Source organism: Megasphaera stantonii, from assembly GCF_003367905.1.
In the GTDB taxonomy this organism is placed as follows: domain Bacteria; phylum Bacillota; class Negativicutes; order Veillonellales; family Megasphaeraceae; genus Megasphaera; species Megasphaera stantonii.
Map to the genome: position 1 here is coordinate 1,032,393 of NZ_CP029462.1, position 16,249 is coordinate 1,048,641.

Annotated in this window: 16 protein-coding genes and 3 tRNA genes; 3 read left to right on the top strand and 16 right to left on the bottom strand. The window is 52.8% G+C overall.

What is annotated here, in order from left to right:
* Positions 1-31: 31 nt before the first annotated feature.
* Positions 32-1,519 carry an ABC transporter permease subunit gene (locus DKB62_RS04855; RefSeq protein WP_198643431.1) on the bottom strand — a complete coding sequence of 496 codons (1,488 nt, stop codon included), beginning with the start codon at positions 1,517-1,519 and terminating at the stop codon, positions 32-34.
* Positions 1,520-1,656: 137 nt separating this feature from the next.
* Here DKB62_RS04855 and DKB62_RS04860 point away from each other — a divergent pair, with 137 nt between their 5' ends.
* Complete coding sequence (locus DKB62_RS04860; RefSeq protein ID WP_107196844.1) at positions 1,657-2,898, top strand: IS256 family transposase; 1,242 nt, start codon at positions 1,657-1,659, stop codon at positions 2,896-2,898.
* Positions 2,899-3,014: 116 nt separating this feature from the next.
* On the opposite strand, the gene DKB62_RS04865 is transcribed toward DKB62_RS04860, so the two are convergent.
* From DKB62_RS04865 to DKB62_RS04910, 10 genes are all read right to left on the bottom strand, one after another.
* Complete coding sequence (locus DKB62_RS04865) at positions 3,015-3,233, bottom strand: hypothetical protein (protein WP_107196495.1); 219 nt, start codon at positions 3,231-3,233, stop codon at positions 3,015-3,017.
* 11 nt (positions 3,234-3,244) lie between these two features.
* A complete protein-coding gene (locus DKB62_RS04870) occupies positions 3,245-4,018 on the bottom strand; it encodes an ABC transporter ATP-binding protein (RefSeq protein WP_107196494.1) in 774 nt (257 codons plus the stop codon).
* 245 nt (positions 4,019-4,263) lie between these two features.
* Positions 4,264-5,046, bottom strand: coding sequence for a twin-arginine translocase subunit TatC (tatC, locus tag DKB62_RS04875; RefSeq protein ID WP_107196493.1), 783 nt, complete (start codon positions 5,044-5,046; stop codon positions 4,264-4,266).
* Positions 5,027-5,272 (bottom strand): twin-arginine translocase TatA/TatE family subunit, encoded by a 246-nt coding sequence (gene tatA, locus DKB62_RS04880; protein ID WP_107196492.1) that lies wholly within the window; start codon positions 5,270-5,272, stop codon positions 5,027-5,029. Before tatA ends, tatC begins: the two co-directional genes overlap by 20 nt.
* Positions 5,273-5,346: 74 nt before the next feature.
* Entirely contained in the window at positions 5,347-5,850 is a 504-nt protein-coding gene (locus DKB62_RS04885; protein WP_087478224.1) for a nitroreductase family protein, read from the bottom strand.
* 507 nt (positions 5,851-6,357) lie between these two features.
* Positions 6,358-7,272 (bottom strand): DNA/RNA non-specific endonuclease, encoded by a 915-nt coding sequence (locus tag DKB62_RS04890; protein ID WP_107196491.1) that lies wholly within the window; start codon positions 7,270-7,272, stop codon positions 6,358-6,360.
* Positions 7,269-7,679 (bottom strand): ribonuclease Z, encoded by a 411-nt coding sequence (locus DKB62_RS04895; RefSeq protein ID WP_107196490.1) that lies wholly within the window; start codon positions 7,677-7,679, stop codon positions 7,269-7,271. Before DKB62_RS04895 ends, DKB62_RS04890 begins: the two co-directional genes overlap by 4 nt.
* A 91-nt stretch (positions 7,680-7,770) precedes the next feature.
* A tRNA-Leu gene (locus DKB62_RS04900) sits at positions 7,771-7,856 on the bottom strand.
* Positions 7,857-7,868: 12 nt separating this feature from the next.
* A tRNA-Phe gene (locus DKB62_RS04905) sits at positions 7,869-7,944 on the bottom strand.
* A gap of 8 nt (positions 7,945-7,952) precedes the next feature.
* Positions 7,953-8,029: transfer RNA gene (locus DKB62_RS04910), tRNA-Asp, on the bottom strand.
* 354 nt (positions 8,030-8,383) lie between these two features.
* Between DKB62_RS04910 and DKB62_RS04920 the strand changes: the two genes are divergently transcribed.
* Complete coding sequence (locus tag DKB62_RS04920) at positions 8,384-10,243, top strand: phosphoethanolamine transferase (protein WP_107196488.1); 1,860 nt, start codon at positions 8,384-8,386, stop codon at positions 10,241-10,243.
* A 74-nt stretch (positions 10,244-10,317) separates the two neighbouring features.
* Here the strand turns inward: DKB62_RS04920 and DKB62_RS04925 are convergent, their stop codons facing one another.
* From DKB62_RS04925 to DKB62_RS04945, 5 genes are all read right to left on the bottom strand, one after another.
* A complete protein-coding gene (locus DKB62_RS04925; RefSeq protein ID WP_107196487.1) occupies positions 10,318-11,016 on the bottom strand; it encodes a response regulator transcription factor in 699 nt (232 codons plus the stop codon).
* A gap of 36 nt (positions 11,017-11,052) precedes the next feature.
* The gene (locus tag DKB62_RS04930) at positions 11,053-11,901 is read right to left on the bottom strand and encodes a D-alanyl-D-alanine carboxypeptidase family protein (protein WP_232818827.1); all 849 of its coding nucleotides are present in this window, start codon (positions 11,899-11,901) and stop codon (positions 11,053-11,055) included.
* 177 nt (positions 11,902-12,078) lie between these two features.
* The gene (locus tag DKB62_RS04935; RefSeq protein ID WP_107196486.1) at positions 12,079-12,891 is read right to left on the bottom strand and encodes a CpXC domain-containing protein; all 813 of its coding nucleotides are present in this window, start codon (positions 12,889-12,891) and stop codon (positions 12,079-12,081) included.
* Positions 12,892-12,930: 39 nt separating this feature from the next.
* Positions 12,931-13,719 (bottom strand): macro domain-containing protein, encoded by a 789-nt coding sequence (locus DKB62_RS04940; protein WP_107196485.1) that lies wholly within the window; start codon positions 13,717-13,719, stop codon positions 12,931-12,933.
* A gap of 82 nt (positions 13,720-13,801) precedes the next feature.
* Positions 13,802-14,716, bottom strand: a complete 915-nt coding sequence (locus tag DKB62_RS04945) for a metal-sensing transcriptional repressor (protein ID WP_107196484.1) — start codon at positions 14,714-14,716, stop codon at positions 13,802-13,804.
* A 172-nt stretch (positions 14,717-14,888) separates the two neighbouring features.
* Here DKB62_RS04945 and DKB62_RS04950 point away from each other — a divergent pair, with 172 nt between their 5' ends.
* Positions 14,889-16,220, top strand: coding sequence for an MFS transporter (locus tag DKB62_RS04950; protein WP_240320142.1), 1,332 nt, complete (start codon positions 14,889-14,891; stop codon positions 16,218-16,220).
* The last annotated feature ends 29 nt before the right edge of the window (positions 16,221-16,249 follow it).

Genomic DNA, 16,249 nt, shown 5'->3' on the forward strand with positions numbered 1-16,249 from the left:
TCCTCGTAGTAGCTGATACATATTGTGATTTTTATATGCGTTCCGGCAAATCTTCCAGGCCGGCGTTCTGCCGTTTGGCCTCTTTGCCGAAAATGCTTTGGAATTTCTGCTTGACATGGAGCACGATATCGTCATGGCTCGACAGATAATCGAAGATGACCTTGACGATGATATTCGTCAGGAAAATGAGCAGGGACAACACGAATACTTCGTCGTATTTTTCAAAATACTGGGCCTGGGTGATCTTCGTCGTCATGACCATCGTGCGGGCGCCGGTGACGAAGATAATGGCGCTGATCGTGACCATAGCCTGAATGAAGATATAGCTGAGCATCTGGAACACCGTCGACATCGTGTTGGGAATGATGACCCGGAAAATCGTCTTCAGCCACGAATCGCCCATCAGAGCCCCCGTCGTTTCCCAAGACATGTTGATCTTAGACAGGGAAGCCTGAATCATGAGGTACGGCGTCGTAAATTCGCGGACTGAATTCAGCAGGATAATGATGATGAAGGTGTTCTGAATTGGCGAGCCCGTAAAGGCAAACAAGAATGCCACGCCGAGGACCATGCCGGGAACGGTATTCGTCACCATGGCGCAGGCGTCCATGAGCATCTTGCAGACGCCGGGAAGCTGGGAGCGGGCGTTGACCAGTGCGGCCATGTAGGCCAGGACCGTGCCGATGACGGCCGTGGCGGCGGCTACCATGACGGAGTTCGTATATACCGTTTCAATGGACCGGTCGCTCAAAATGCGCTGCAGTGTTTCCGTCGTAAAGACGACCTGATAGGGCCAGCTCTTGATAAAGGGTACGATGAACATGATGGCGAAAATAGCGAAGATCGCAGCAATCACGACGACGTACACGGCGGCAAAGAAACCATCGCGCACCTTGTCGTCGGCCAATTCAAAGGTGCTGATCTTGTTGTAGCGGAAGTTGAAGCGTTCTGTAAACCGCAGGAGCCACACGGCGACGATAGACGGAATCAGCATGATGACGGCAATAGCCGAGCCGGACTGGAAATCAGGCACGGCGCCCATCATGACCATGTACAGCTGCGTCGCCACGACGGTGTACTGTCCTCCGATAGAAGCAGGAATACCGAAATCCGTAAAGGATAAGAAGAAGGAAAGAATAAAGGCTGCGGCAATCGTCCCAATCATAGGACGCACGCTCGTAATATAGAACGTGCGCAGCGGGCTGTCGCCCATAATCTGCGATACGATGATGAAATGTTTGTCTACGTACTTAAAGGCGTTGTACAGCAAAACAAAGGCTGGCGGCAGCGTGTAGATAACGTAGGAAATGAGCAATCCCCAAAATCCATAAATGGAAAAGAGCTGGTGCCCGATAATCTGAGTAATTAACCCCTGTTTGCCCAAGGAATAAATGACGGCAAACCCATAGGTTAAGGTCGGCAGAAACATGGGAAGGATGATGAGAATCTGTACGACAGATTTAAATTTCTCAGGAAGCTTCGTATAATGAAGGCCATAAGCCAATACAAAGGCCAGCACGACTGTGATGAAGGCTTCCAGTCCCGATACGGCAAAGCTGTTGCGCAGGGACAGTGACTATGTGAAGCTTTTTCTGTAAATAACTGCCAGGTATAGGTCTTCTATGATACAATCTAAATCATAGGAGGCTTAGTATCATGGCAAGAGAAAAGAAACCGGTACATAAGGTCATTATGACCGAAGGAAAACGCAGCATTATTCAACAACTGTTTCAAGAATATGACATTCAATCCGCAGAAGATATTCAGGAAGCACTGAAAGACCTGCTGGGCGGTACCATCAAAGAAATGATGGAAACCGAGATGGACGAACACCTTGGCTATCAGAAATCCCAGCGGTCTGACAGCGAGGATTACCGCAATGGGTATAAGAGAAAGCGGGTCAACAGCCGGTATGGTACCGTAGATATCCAGGTACCGCAGGACCGCAACTCCACGTTCGAACCGCAGGTGGTCCGTAAACGGCAAAAAGATATCTCTTCTATCGACCAGAAAATTATCTCCATGTATGCCAAGGGAATGACGACCCGGCAAATTTCAGAAACGTTAGAGGATATCTATGGATTTGAGGCTTCCGAAGGCTTCATTTCCGATGTAACCGATAAAATCCTGCCTCAAATTGAAGACTGGCAGAAACGCCCGCTGTCGGAAGTGTATCCTGTCCTCTATATTGATGCCATTCATTATTCTGTCCGGGATAACGGAGTGATCCGGAAGCTGGCAGCCTACGTCATTCTGGGAATCAACATAGACGGACAAAAAGAAGTTCTGACGATTCAGGTCGGAGACAATGAGAGCGCAAAATATTGGCTTTCCGTGCTGAATGAATTGAAAAATCGCGGGGTAAAAGATATCCTGATTCTCTGTGCCGATGGCCTGAGCGGGATCAAAGAAGCCATCGCCGCAGCCTATCCTAACACGGAATACCAGCGCTGCATCGTACATCAGGTACGAAACACGCTGAAATATGTAGCAGACAAGGATCGTAAGCCTTTTGCCAATGATTTAAAGACTATTTATCAGGCTCCGTCTGAAGAACAGGCTTTGGAATCTCTGGAAAGGGTAACCAAAACATGGTCTGTAAAATATCCGAATTCCATGAAAAGTTGGAAGCAAAACTGGGATGCCATCTGCCCAATTTTCAAGTTTTCCATGAACGTAAGAAAAGTGATTTACACGACCAATGCCATCGAATCCCTGAATTCCACCTACCGGAAGCTGAACCGTCAGAGAAGCGTATTTCCAAGCGATACAGCGCTTTTAAAAGCCCTGTATCTGGCGACGTTTGAAGCCACCAAAAAATGGACCATGCCAATCCGAAACTGGGGACAGGTGTATGGGGAACTGAGCATAATGTACGAAGGCCGACTCCCAGAGTAACGCATAGCTGGCAAAAGCAGGCGAAAATCCTGTCTGTACTTGACATGTTCAGCATGTGTTGTTATATATAAACCATGAGCTGAAAGTTCTCAAATTCGCTTTCAGCTTACCGAGTATCATAGAAGATCTATGTTTACAGAGATTTTTTCACAGGCTCGGGACAGTAAAAATTCCTCATTGTTCAGCACGGCCAGATAATTTTCCAATCCGACGCCGCCGGAAGCCTGCAAGAAGGACTTGCTGAGCAAGATAGCCAAGGGACAGCAAACGGCGCCTAAAAAGACGACGCATATAAGCCCGAATATAAACTTTAACTCTATTCGTTCTTTTTCCATGACCTTCTCCTTTACTGCGCCTGCCGCGCCGCAGGCATCGCGCCGGGTTCAAACAGCTTGTAAATGTTGTCGCGCTTGATTTGCAGCTGCGACAAGATAAACTTTTTGATGAAATCGTCCTTCGGAGCATGGATAATGTTGTCCGGCGTATCGAACTGGGCGATTTTGCCGCCGTTCAAAATAAGCACCCGATGAGACAAGGTAAGGGCCTCTTCCGGGTCATGGGTTACGATAATCGTCGTCAGATGATACTGCTTGGCAATGGTGCGGATGCGTTCTTTAATGGATTCCTTAATAACGCCGTCCAGCGCGCTGAGCGGTTCGTCGAGCAGGAGAATCTTTGGCTTCATCACCAGCGTTCTGGCTAAAGCGACGCGCTGCTTTTGGCCGCCCGAAAGCTGACTGATGCGCTTATCGACGTGGTCCTGCAGGTCCAGAAGACGAATGAGATCGGCAACTTCTTCTTTTGTCGCAATGCCCGGCTTATTGCGCAAGCCGTACACGATATTCTGATAGGCCGTCAGGTTGGGGAACAACGCATAATCCTGAAATACGATGTTGAATCCCCGCTTCTGCATGGGAACGCGGCTTAAATCTTCGCCCTTATACAAGAGTTGACCGCCGCTGAGCGGCGTAATTCCTAAAATGACGTTCAGCAGCGTCGTTTTGCCGCCGCCTGAAGGTCCTAAGATAGAAATAATTTCGCCGTCTTCCACGGTCAGGGAAATATCGTTAAGAATCACTTTTTCATCATACTTTTTAACAATATGCTTTAACTCCAGCATAGGGGATGTCCTCCTTTTTCAACACTCTTGTTGCAGTATACGTCCCCTTTGCAAAGATTATATTTATATATCGTAATTTTTAGGTAAAATACGGAAAATAAAAGCAAATAACGTTAATTTATTGCTCCATAACTACAGCCTATAAAATGCATAAAAAAAGACCGTCCAGTCTTCATAGTGCACTGAACGGCCTTTCACATTATATTTCTGTTCGCTTCATGCTGCAATATTCTGCAAATATTATGTTATTTTCTCAAAATAAACCGCACCAACAGGATGCTCGCTTCATACAATACAATCATCGGCACGGCGATCATAACCTGCGTAAACACGTCCGTCGTCGGCGACACGACAGCGGCGAAGATAAAGGCGACGACGATGAGAACGCGCCGCTTAGATTTCAAAAAGGCCGACGTAATCAAACCCATCTTCGCCAGGAAAAACAAGACGAGGGGCAGCTCGAAGACAACGCCGAAGGGCAGCATGAAAGCAATAAAAAAGGACAAGTACGAGCTGAGTGAAAACATAGGCTGCAGCGACGCCGTAGCAAATCCCATAAAAAACAGCACGGCCGCCGGAAATACGGCGTAATACGAAAAGGCCAGGCCGGCATAAAACAGCAGCACCGCCGTTGGAATAAGCCAGAACACGGCGGCCCGCTCGGAAGGCATCAGGGCCGGACGGACGAAGCCCCATAGTTCATAGCAAATAATCGGCAGCGTCACCAACACGCCCGTACACACGGCTACCTGAATATACGAGAAAAAGACTTCTGCCGGATTGAGAAAATACAGCTTGCCTGCCGGAGCCGATATGACGTCGATGATTTCCTCTACAAAATTATAGGAAACGCCGCTGGCAACGGCTACCGCTGCCAGGCAGATAATCAGGCGGCTGCGAAATTCCTGCAAATGTCCGCTCAGCGGCATTTCTCCGTCCTGGTTCTCCTTAACGGGAGAGTTATCGCTGTCTGCTGCGCTCTGCGCGACCGCGATTTCCTCTTCCGCCTTATCGGGCTTTGTCTCCATGGCTTCCTCCTATGTGCTTCACGTCGTTTATATCCTTTTGAATCGATTCTTTTACTTCCTGTATGTCCCCGGCATGGATGTCGTCGGCGACGTCGCGCATGGCCTTTCGGAATTCCCGCAGGCCCTTCCCGAAGGCTCTCGCGACTTCCGGAAGTTTCCCCGGGCCGAAGACGAACAGGGCGACGACGGCTACGACGATCATCTCGCCCATTCCGATGTTGAACATAGCTCCAATCCCCTCTTTTTACGAAAACAGGCGCCTGATTTGCTCAAGCACCTGTTGAATCCGTACGTATATAATTAGAGATAATGAACCCGGGACGGGTCGTAGCGGTCTTCTTTCAGCCGTTCGTTGCCGCTGTCCTTCGGATAGCCGAAGGATACGATAGCGAAGGGCGTAAAGCCTTCGGGAACGCCTACGGCGCGGCGGACGATGACTTCTCTCGATTTATACGGCGAAACGCCGATCCACACGGCGCCCAATTCCAAATGAACTGCTTCCAGCAGTATATTTTCTACACAGGCGCTTAAATCGAGGTTGACGAAGGCCGGGAAGCGCTGGTTTGTATCACGGCTGCAAACGACGATAGCCGCAGGCGCATTTGCCGCGCAGCCGGCGTAGGGGCTGCAGCGGGATAAATCCTGAATCACCCGTTTATCACGAACGACGTAAAATTCCCAAGGCTGTTGGTTTCCCATGGAAGGGGCGGCCATGCCGGCGCGCAGCAAGAGTTCTATCTTTTCATCTTCAACCATAGTCGGCAAAAATTTTCGAACGCTGCGTCTGGTAAAGATTTCATTCATATTAATCTACTCCCTCCTGAGTACTAAAATAAAAGTACTATATTGGTTTATTATACCATACATAGTAAAAAAGAAGAATAGAAAATAAGCTGTAAAAAATTCTTACGCGCCCCGTAAAAAGGACGTAAAATAGAAAGGACGCCGTCCGAAAGCTCAGCGGCGCGCCGTATATCCTTACGTATATCGTTAAACCTATATTCCATCATTACTAACAGCCAAGCACTCCTCCTTCTGGCTGGAAACACAAAAAAGCTGCCGCACGAAGAGGAATGCGAATCCATAACACCACGATTCCACTCAAATCGAGGCAATAGTCCACTGTCTTTTACCTAACATTCTGCCCTTCTGCGAGACCGAGGAAGGTCAGTGAGAATTTACAGCGCGGGGTGCCTTCGGCAGTTGACGAAAGAAACCGCAAAAGGCCAAGCAGTCAAAAGAGTATCAGCATCTACAAAAAAATGAAAGCCCACTGCCGACAGGGGCTTTCATTGCACAATATAAAAATATCTAAGGCTTGCAGCTGCCGCAGGGTGAATATCCCTGGGCCAATAAGTCGCCGCGCGAGCCGGTATAGGTTTCCTTATTCTGGCTCTTTATGGTCTTAGCGCCGGAACAAGAAGGCTTGTGAAATTTTTTAGAGTTCGTATTTAATATGTACGTATCGGTTTGGTCTGCGCCGACAGGAGCTGTTCCGTCATGAGCCGGCACGGTTCCGCCGCCTTCTGCATGGCTTTCGCCCGTTCCATAGTCGATGACGATGCCTGGCTGGACATTATAGCAATAGACGTTAAAGCAAATGCCGGCGCCCTTGTCCTCTACCGATTCCGCTTCGATCTGCACGCCCCGGGCGACGAGCTCCTTTCCCTGAAAGACCGGCGTAACCCGGTACAGCACGTGGTTTCCCGTTTCCTTCACATAGTCGGCTACCATGTTTTCAAAGGGAAGCATTCCCTGTACGTTCATATACCGTGTGCCCGTAATGAGGTTTTGCTTATTTGCATTTTCCGCCGACAGCTGATAGCCGATGAGATGGCAGCGGTTATACAAATATTTGCCGTCGACACTGTCGTATTTCGCCACCTGCCAGCCTGAAGGCTTCACCTGACCGATAGCGCCCCTCTTTTCTGTCGGCATAATATCCCTGCCGATATTGGCGAAGGCGGCGCCGCAGCGTCCCAGCGAATCTAAAGGGCTATACCGCTCAAAGGACGACTCCGAAAAGTCGCTTTCCGAAAAATCCGGCTTATTGTCATGAAGAACGACGTAGGGCTGGCCGGAAAAGGCTGGTATGTCGGCCAACGACGCGGCAGCCGATACAGAGCTGGCCTGTACCGGACGCGAAGTCTCCGTACTACTGCATCCCGACAAAATCAGACACAACGCCGCAACCAACGTCAATAACAAAGATATACATTTTTTCATTTTTTATAAATCTCCTCCGTAATGCATGCATGGGAATTTCCCGAAAAATCCGTTTTTTCCGCAAGCTTCCATCCCTGCGTCAGGGAAATAGGAAAAAATACGTCTCCCGGATAGGCCCGATTCCAGCGATACAGCCATATTTCTTCAATCTCGTCCGCCCAGGACGCAAAGGCCGCCGTTTCTACGAAGCAAATATCGCCGCTGCCGGCCTGCTGCAGAAAATCCTCGGCAGCGCGTACGCTGCCCGCCTCCTGCGCTTCAAACAGCACGGCGCTGTCCGGATGTATCCACACGGTCCGGCCCGCCGCGCGCTGCAGCAGACGCCGTATCAGGAGCACATCCCGGCTTTGCCGGCGATGATTGAAGGCCATCCCCATAGCGTCGTCTACGCAAGCTGCAATAATCATTCTGCTGTCACCTGCCCTTTCGCATGAGTATTATGATATTAATGAATATTACGAAAAAAAGAGCTGTCAATTTCTCGACAACTCTTTTTCCTGGTGCGGTTGATGGGACTTGAACCCATACGAGCTTTCGCTCACTACCCCCTCAAAGTAGCGCGTCTGCCATTCCGCCACAACCGCATGTGTAATTGTTGGTGCTCAGGGACGGAATTGAACCGCCGACACGGGGATTTTCAGTCCCCTGCTCTACCGACTGAGCTACCTGAGCAAAAAATATGGCGACCCCGATCGGATTTGAACCGACGATCTTCGCCGTGACAGGGCGACATGTTAAACCGCTACACCACGGGGCCGTTTCATACTTTTCAGAACGTCTCGCGTTCCGACAAAAAGTATTCTATCATGTTCCGGCTCTTTTGGCAAGTACTTTTTTTATAATTTTTGCAGAACACGCCTCTTTTTTTCAAATCCCCCTGCCGCCTCAGGACATTCGGCGTCTTACGCTGTTGGGAAGGCCTTGCCAAGAAGATAAAAGCGTGATCTCTTTTCTCAGTGAGACCCATCGCGGCTTCACGTCGCCTTAAATCTGAAAAAAATCTCGATTTCCCCGGCTGCCGCTACTATGTAAACCCTGTATTTTGATGTATAATAAGGTCGATACATGCATTTACACAGTATTTACATTATTTACAGAAAGGTGACATTCCATGGTAAAACCCGCCAATAAACCGCAGCGGCTGTCCTTGTCTTCGTTGAAAGCGGATTTTTCTTCTGCCGTTTCAAGACGCAGGCTCGTTTACTTGCTATGCACGTTTTTCGTCATCTACGCCTTGTGCTATCAATGGCAGTTTCTCGTGTCCCTCGGCCTGGGGCCTGATAATATTCATCACATGACGGTCGGGCTGATTCCAGCCGTAGGAGCCGTCGTCCTGTCCCTGGCCCTGTATTGGCGTCATCTATGCATCGCCTCCGTCGTGCCGACGGCCCTCATCGCCGTCAGCTGGATCGTGACGGGGCCTTATCTGAGCTACATCACGCTGATACAGCAAAATACAGTGTATTTAAATAATATGTACGATATTTACGTCGGCCTGTATCTCTTCGCCATTCTCTTTTGTCTGAACATGGCGGCCCGGCAGTTTTTAAACCGCAAAATCAGCGCGGCCATCATGACGGCCGTGCAGTTCGCGGCCTTCTTCATCATCGCCCTGCAGTGGGTGTACTTCGCCCTGTACCACTCGTGCATTACCACGTCGGGGGCGCTGCTCATCTTCCAAACGGGGCCGGCGGAAACGCTGGAATACTTCCATTCCCTCGGCGTCGGCCGCATCGTATTCATCGCATTGTTCGTAGCGCTTTTAATCGGCGGCCTTCTCTTCGCCAACTACACGCAGAAGACCTTGCCCCGCACGCCTGTATACCGAAAGATTCTCCCCTTGCTGTCGCTGCTGATTATTTTCCCATCTGTCGGCGCGCTGGGCGAAGAAATCTTCCCCCAAGCCTTCCCGATCCGCACCTTTATCGATACGCACGATTACATGGAACGCTCCGCCCTGTACGCGGAAAACCATGACGGCAAATTCGCCGCCCTGCAGGCGGTCCAGCTGAACCCGTCCGAGTCTCCCAATACGGTCGTCGTCGTCATCGGCGAATCGGAAACGCGGACCCTCATGCACGCCTTCAACCCGAATCACGTGGAAAATACGCCGTGGCTGACATCTATGAAGGAAGACTCGGACTTTACGCTGTTTTCCAACGCTTACAGCTGCGTCTGGTACACTGTCCCCGTTTTGGAACGGGCCTTGACGGAAGCCAATTTCTATAATAATAAGGAATTCAATTCTTCCATTTCCATTTTGGATATGGCGAAAAAGGCCGGCTACAAGACGTACTGGTTCAGCAACCAGGGCTCTATCGGCGTCGCCGACACGCCCATCACGCTCGTCGCCAAGACCGCTGACGTATCCGAATGGGTAGACCAGGAATTGAAGCAGTCGACGATGGACGGCGCGCTCCTGCAGTTCCTGCAGCGCGTCGACCCGAATGAAAAGAACTTCGTCGTCCTTCACCTCATGGGCAGCCACATTGAATACCGCAACCGCTATCCCAAGGAATTCCAGGTATTTAACGACGGCACGGTAAATCAGCAGGCCGATTTCGACAACACCGTCCTGTATACGGACTGGGTATTGTCGCAGATTTTCGAATACGCCAAGGAAAATCTCAACTTAGACGCCATGATTTATTTCTCCGATCACGGCAGCGATCCCGACAAAGGCCGCCAGCCCGACGACATCTCCTTCAAGGTGCTGCGCATTCCCATGTTCTGCTACTTATCGGAAGGCTATCAGGCCCGCAATCCCGAAGTCGTCGAAGCCGTCAAACAAAATAAAGATAAGTTCTTTACCAATGATTTAGCCTATGAATTTGTCTGCGGCATCCTCAACATGCAGTCGCCCAACTACGACCCGACGTACAGCATCGCGTCGTTGCAGTGGAAAATGGAACGAAAGGATCTCGTAACCCGCTTCGGCAAGGTCAGCTTGCTGGAGGATACGGAATTCTAACGGGTTCCCATTCTTTTATACGATACGAAAGACCCTGTCTGAAACGGCTCAGACAGGGTCTTTTTAGTATTTGCTTATGCAGTTTGAAATCGGTAGCCGTTTCCCCATACGGTTTCAATGGCCGTAAAGGCCGGCGATACCTGATTCAGCTTGTCCCGCAGCCGGTTGATATGTACCGTCACAGTCGCCAAATCGCCGCTGGCGTCGAGATGCCAAACCTGTTTAAACAGCTCCTGCTTGGAAAACACCTGATCGGGATGGCCGGCTAAAAATGCCAGCAAGTCGAATTCCTTAACGGTCAGCGGGATTTCCGTCCGGCCGCGGAAGGCTTGGCGGCGGCGAATAAAAATCGTTAAATCGCCGGCGCATATATCGGCGTCTTCGCCGACGGTCCGCCGTTCTTCCAGAAGCCGACGGCGCATAGACAAGCACGCTTCGATGCGCGCCGCCATGACGGCCGGCGAAACGGGAGCCGTAATATAGTCGTCCGCCCCGGCTTCCAAGGCCTTGATCTGTTCTTCGTCGCAGCCCCTTTCTGCGACGAGAAACACCGGAACGCTCTGGGCCGCGCGGATCTGACAGCACAGGCCGATGCTGTCCCCATCCGGCAAGGGCGAATGAATCAGGATTACGTCGGCCCCTCCTTGCTTTGCTGCTACCAGCCCGTCTTTTCCGCTGGCCGCGGCAACAACGTCGAATCCTTTCTTTTCAAAAAAGCCTTTTTCCCAGGCACTTGACGTGCCCGTTCCCCCAATAATCAACATGTGCGCCATTGAAATTCCCCCTCTGCGCCAGATGAATAGAAAGACTTATTTGCCTGTCTGAAGACGCCGGAACCCGTAATCGAGGATAGCCGGCGCATCTTCCCAGCGGTTGTCGTCGTTGAACAGGACGACGAGGAGCGTGCGGCCGTTCCGCGTCGCCGATGCGACCAGGCAGTCGCCGGCCGCATTGGTAAAGCCCGTCTTGATGCCGTCGGCGCCCTTATACCCGCTGGTCAAAAAGCGGTTCGTCGTCGTGACGTGCTTTGGCGTCCGGCCGTCCAGATACTGCACGTCGTACGACGTAAGGCTTACGATACGGCGGAATTCCGGGAATTTCTTCATGCCGTAGGCCGCCATCTTTGCCATATCGACGGCCGTCGTGTAGTGCTTCGCCGCCGTCAGGCCGTGAGGATTGACGAAATGCGTGTGCTTTGCCCCCATTTTCACAGCTTCCGCATTCATCATGTCGGCGTACCCGGCTACGGACCCGCCCAGCGTTTCCGCTACGGCGACGGCAGCGTCGTTCCCCGATACGACCATCATGCCGCGCAGCGCTTCCCGCACGCTCAGCTTATCTCCCGGCGCAATGCCCAGCGAAGAGGGCTCCGTATTCGCCGCGTAGCTGGAAATTTTCAGCGGCTGGTCCAGCTCGTCTTCTTTCTGGTCCAACGCCGTGATGAGCGTCACGATTTTCGTAGTGCTTGCCGGGTGCATCCACTTTGTCGGATTGACCTGATACAATATTTTTCCCGTATCGGCATCGATCATGCAGGCCGCTTCCGCGCCTGTCGACGGTACCGCCGCCTGAGCCGCGCTCCCGCTTACGCCGGAGCAGACTGCTAAAATCAAGGCGCACAGGCCGACTGCCATGATGCGCCGCCATTTACAAAACATGCTGCATCCACTTCCTTATCCAAATACATATTCTGCTGCCTGCCGACAGCTTCTAAATATAATGCTTATTATATTTTTTATTAAATCATATGTCAATTTTCCGGGCCGAAAATAAAAAACACGCGCCTCCGGCAGGGTTTCCGCCGAAAACACGTGTCTCTTATGCGAATCGTATCCTTATTCAGCCGGCTGTATCTCCGCATGGAACAGCTCCTTGCCCAGGGTCTGCACCCAAAATCCGAGGAGCTGGCTATACGCCTCCTGTCCCGACGACGCAGCTTTTAAAACCTGGGCCATAAATTGCTGGGCCCAGGAGTAGCTGAAGCGGTCGAACCGCCCCATTTCGTTCATAGCGGGAATCCGCTCCAATAAGGGCAGGAAAATATCCGACGTCACTTCTTTCGCCTTCGGCGTAATATCGTATACGTATCCCATGCCCTTACGGTCCCGTTCCAGGAACACGAGAGACACGTCCTCGCTGCCGCCGCCTTCGGTCAAATCGATGTGATAGGCCTCCAGAGGCAGCTTTTCCCGATCTCCTTCCTTGACGAGCTGGTACGCGCCGTATTTGATGATTTCATACAGCCTGTCGTCATATCCGCTCTCTATTTCGATGATTTTTTCCCGCCATTCACCCCAGGTCAGCGCCGCCCGGCAGCGGTACTCTGCGAACGAATCGCCGCCTAAAAAGGAGCGCACGTCTTCCGACGTAACGGGCGTCTTGGGGTCCGGTATATGCCATACCATAAACTTCTTATGCTTGTCGACGTACAAACAGGGGCTTTCTACATGTATCTGGCTATGGCAATGGGGGCATTGATAAAAAAATAATCCTTCGTCGTGAAGCACGCGCCGGCGCATCTCAGCGTTTTCCCCGCCGTCGATGCAGTCCCATGTGGAAAATGCGCCGACGCCTCCGCAGGCCGGGCACGTGAGCTGCAGCTCGGTGCGGTGCGTCCTGTCTTTCTGCTGATTGTCTTCAACTGCCATGATATATCCTCTCTTATCCTATAGTGTTTCGCGTGCCGCTCAATAATACGACTGCAGCAGCGATTCCAAGCCGGAACTGCTCTTGATTTCCGGCTGCTCTTGGTATGACTGCATTACCGTATCGGCGGCCTTTTCAATATCGACGATGCCGCGGGGCTGGCTCATATCCAGGAAGGGGCGCAGCACCCGCTTCATGGCCCGCACCTGCTCGGCGAAGGCGATGGGGTCGGGCTTATCCGTTTCCACCTGCAGCATGACCAGAGAAATCATCGCCTCTTCTATCATGTCGGCCAATTCGTCCTTATGAGCATCGTTGAGGTGACGCAGCCAAAAGAGGACGGCCGCTCGCGTATACACAGCCTGCATCTCCGCATCGGCGCAGACCAAATCGATGCGCTCCATTTTCCCGCCTTCTTCCATGAGCAGCGGCACGACGGCCGCGGCGGCCCGCTGTCGGGGATAGCGCTTATCTTCCGTGCTGACCGAGGTAAAAGCCAGATAACGCACTCCCTTGTCTTCAGCCAGGCTCAGGCTCTTTCGATAGCAGGACAGCAGCTCCTCTTCTTCGCCGCGCTTGCCGCCGACCCAGATGGGCCCTACGGCATGAATCACATATTTCGCAGGCAGCTTGTAGCCAAAGGTTATCTTGGCGTCGCCTGTACGGCAGCCTTTCAGAGACCGGCACGCCGCCGTCAGCGAAATGCCGCCTGCCTTATGGACGGCCCTGTCGACGGCGCCGCTCAGGCCCAGCAGGCTGGAGCTGGCCGAATTGACGATGGCGTCGGCCGGCCATTTCGTTATATCTCCCACTAACACGCGAAATTGCATGGTATCACATCCTTTACGATATACGCTCGTACATATAAATTCATTATACCATACGGGAAAAGGCGGCGCATAGCGAAGCGGCCTATTTCACAAAAATACTGATGGCCTTCTTGAGCTTTTCTACAGATTCTAAATCGTTTCCCCGCACGGCGTCGGCCAGGCAGTGGTCGATGTGATCCTTCAAGATGACCTTGCTGACGCTGACGACGGCCGAGTCGACGGCGGCCAGCTGGACCAGCACGTCGCTGCAGTCGCGCTCGTCTTCGACCATCCGCTTGATCGCCTCCAAATGGCCTCCGACGCGGGCCAGGCGGTTGACGACGGCCTTCTTCTGCGTATGGCTGCGGTGCGGGCTGCCTGCCGGAGCAGCAGCGCCGCCGCGGCCGTAGGGATCGTAAGAAAATTCGTCGGCCTTCGTCACGCTGACAAAATACAGGTCGTCCCAGTCGACGGTAGCCGAAAGGGTAAATCCTCTGCCGACAAGATCCGCCGCCAGCATGTCCGCAGGCGGCAGCAGCCGGCGGTCTGCCCGATCGTCGTGAATGCGGTTTACCTGCCGCCGTCCCATATCGTGCATGACGATCAGGGAGCCGCCGTCCTTTAAGGCCCGCCGTATCTTTTTGACAAAGTCCCGGCTGCGGCTGCTGATATGGGGATAGAAATTCAGGCAGACGACGGCGTCGTAGGCCTGCTCCGGCAGGTCGTACTTCAGCACGTCGCCCTCGATCAGCGAGAGGCCCGGCAAATCGGAAAATTTTTCCCGCGCCTTATCCAGCATCTGCCGGGAGTAGTCGAGGCCCGTCACCAAGCCTCCTTCGCCGACGGCCCGACTTATATAGGGCAGCAGCACGCCGGTGCCGCAGCCTGCGTCCAGCACCGACGCGCCGGCCCGTATCTTTGCCAGCTTCAGCAGAAACTGCAGCTTTGCCGGATTTTCCTTGCGGTCCCGGTCCCACGTATCGGCATAATTTTCAAAATATATATGTTCTTTATCCATCGCACCTGGTCGTTTCCTTTCATCCTTTTCTATCATTGTAACGGCTGGCCGCAAATTTTACAAACATGAAGTCCGCTCTATGGCGCCCTGAAACAAACGACTGCTCCCGTCGGGGCTTTTTTGCTATAATACAGATAAGGGAAACACATTCGCGAGGTGAGCCTCTATGACTATGGAAAAACATATCTTTTACTCCGTCTGCATCATCAGCTTTGCCGGCTCGTTTTTATCGACAGCCGTTAACATCGCTATTCCCGTCATGTCCCATGAATTCGGCCTGACGCCGGATAAGCTGAGCTGGGTCGTCACGGCCTTCCTGATCCCCACAGCGGCCTGCCTGCTGCCGATGGGAAAGGTATCCGATATCTATGGCCGCAGAAAAACATATGCCGCGGCGCTCTTGGCCTTCGCCTTTACGACGGCTGCCGCTGCTCTGGCAGCGACGCTGCCGGTTCTCGTCGCAATACGGGCCTTGCAGGGCATCGCCTTGTCAGCCGTATACGTATCCTATATGCCCCTGCTGCTGGCAACTACAGACGAGGATTGCCAGGGCCGCATTCTCGGAATCTGCGTCGGCCTGACCTACCTGGGCCTGTCCCTGGGACCGGTCGCAGGCGGCCTGCTGACGGAATACGCAGGCTGGCGCTCTATATTTCTCCTGTCAGCCGCCATGGCTTCCGCAGCCTATCTGTTCATCCGCCCGGTGCGTCAGGAATGGTATGCCAGCGGCGCTCCCTTCGTCAACGCCGTGAGCTCGGCCTTATCCATTGCCGGCATCGTGCTCTTTCTCTGGGGAATATCGTCCTATGCCGAAACGAACCTCCCCTTATGGGCCGGCTTGTTCCTGCTGCTGGCCTTTATCCTTCACGAAAGCCGTTCTTATCATCCCCTGCTGCCGCTGTATATTTTCCGCAGCGTCTCCTTTTCCATGTCCAATCTGGCAGCCTTCATTCAATACAGCGCGACGTACGCCATGTCCTTTCTGCTGTCTCTCTACCTTCAGGTGCTGACGGGCTTATCGCCGGCCGTCTCGGGCCTGATACTCCTCGTCCAGCCCATCATCATGGCCCTGCTGTCGCCGAAAGCCGGCGCCTTGTCCGACGCCTACGGCCCCATGCCGATCGCGACGGCCGGCCTGGCCCTGACGACGCTGGGACTGGCCTGCTTCGCTATCTGGCCCGACCCGTCCGTCGCCTCAGTCGCCGCCTTTCTCGTCCTCATCGGGACGGGGTCCGCTTTATTCGGCGCGCCGAACAACAGCGCCATCATGAGCGCCGTCAAGCCGGCCTATCATGGCGTCGCGTCCAGCATGCTGGCCTTGGCCAGAAATCTCGGCCAGGCGTCCAGCATGGCCGTCGTCACGCTGATTCTGTCGCAGCATACGGCGGCGACAACCTTATACGCCGACGCCGTGCGCGCCGCCCTACGTCAGTCCTACACGCTATTTGCCGTCCTCTGCCTGTGTTCCGTCTTCGCTTCGCTAGCCCGCGGAAAAAAGAAATAGCCGAACGGGCCGTCTTCGCGTATAATAGA

Excerpts from the sequence above, each read along its gene's own strand:
- DKB62_RS04860 (WP_107196844.1), top strand. The coding sequence starts at position 1,657 with ATGGCAAGAGAAAAGAAACCGGTACATAAGGTCATTATGACCGAAGGA.
- DKB62_RS04865 (WP_107196495.1), bottom strand. The coding sequence starts at position 3,233 with ATGGAAAAAGAACGAATAGAGTTAAAGTTTATATTCGGGCTTATATGC.
- DKB62_RS04870 (WP_107196494.1), bottom strand. The coding sequence starts at position 4,018 with ATGCTGGAGTTAAAGCATATTGTTAAAAAGTATGATGAAAAAGTGATT.
- tatC (WP_107196493.1), bottom strand. The coding sequence starts at position 5,046 with ATGGAGACAAAGCCCGATAAGGCGGAAGAGGAAATCGCGGTCGCGCAG.
- tatA (WP_107196492.1), bottom strand. The coding sequence starts at position 5,272 with ATGTTCAACATCGGAATGGGCGAGATGATCGTCGTAGCCGTCGTCGCC.
- DKB62_RS04885 (WP_087478224.1), bottom strand. The coding sequence starts at position 5,850 with ATGAATGAAATCTTTACCAGACGCAGCGTTCGAAAATTTTTGCCGACT.
- DKB62_RS04890 (WP_107196491.1), bottom strand. The coding sequence starts at position 7,272 with ATGAAAAAATGTATATCTTTGTTATTGACGTTGGTTGCGGCGTTGTGT.
- DKB62_RS04895 (WP_107196490.1), bottom strand. The coding sequence starts at position 7,679 with ATGATTATTGCAGCTTGCGTAGACGACGCTATGGGGATGGCCTTCAAT.
- DKB62_RS04920 (WP_107196488.1), top strand. The coding sequence starts at position 8,384 with ATGGTAAAACCCGCCAATAAACCGCAGCGGCTGTCCTTGTCTTCGTTG.
- DKB62_RS04925 (WP_107196487.1), bottom strand. The coding sequence starts at position 11,016 with ATGGCGCACATGTTGATTATTGGGGGAACGGGCACGTCAAGTGCCTGG.
- DKB62_RS04930 (WP_232818827.1), bottom strand. The coding sequence starts at position 11,901 with ATGTTTTGTAAATGGCGGCGCATCATGGCAGTCGGCCTGTGCGCCTTG.
- DKB62_RS04935 (WP_107196486.1), bottom strand. The coding sequence starts at position 12,891 with ATGGCAGTTGAAGACAATCAGCAGAAAGACAGGACGCACCGCACCGAG.
- DKB62_RS04940 (WP_107196485.1), bottom strand. The coding sequence starts at position 13,719 with ATGCAATTTCGCGTGTTAGTGGGAGATATAACGAAATGGCCGGCCGAC.
- DKB62_RS04945 (WP_107196484.1), bottom strand. The coding sequence starts at position 14,716 with ATGGATAAAGAACATATATATTTTGAAAATTATGCCGATACGTGGGAC.
- DKB62_RS04950 (WP_240320142.1), top strand. The coding sequence starts at position 14,889 with ATGGAAAAACATATCTTTTACTCCGTCTGCATCATCAGCTTTGCCGGC.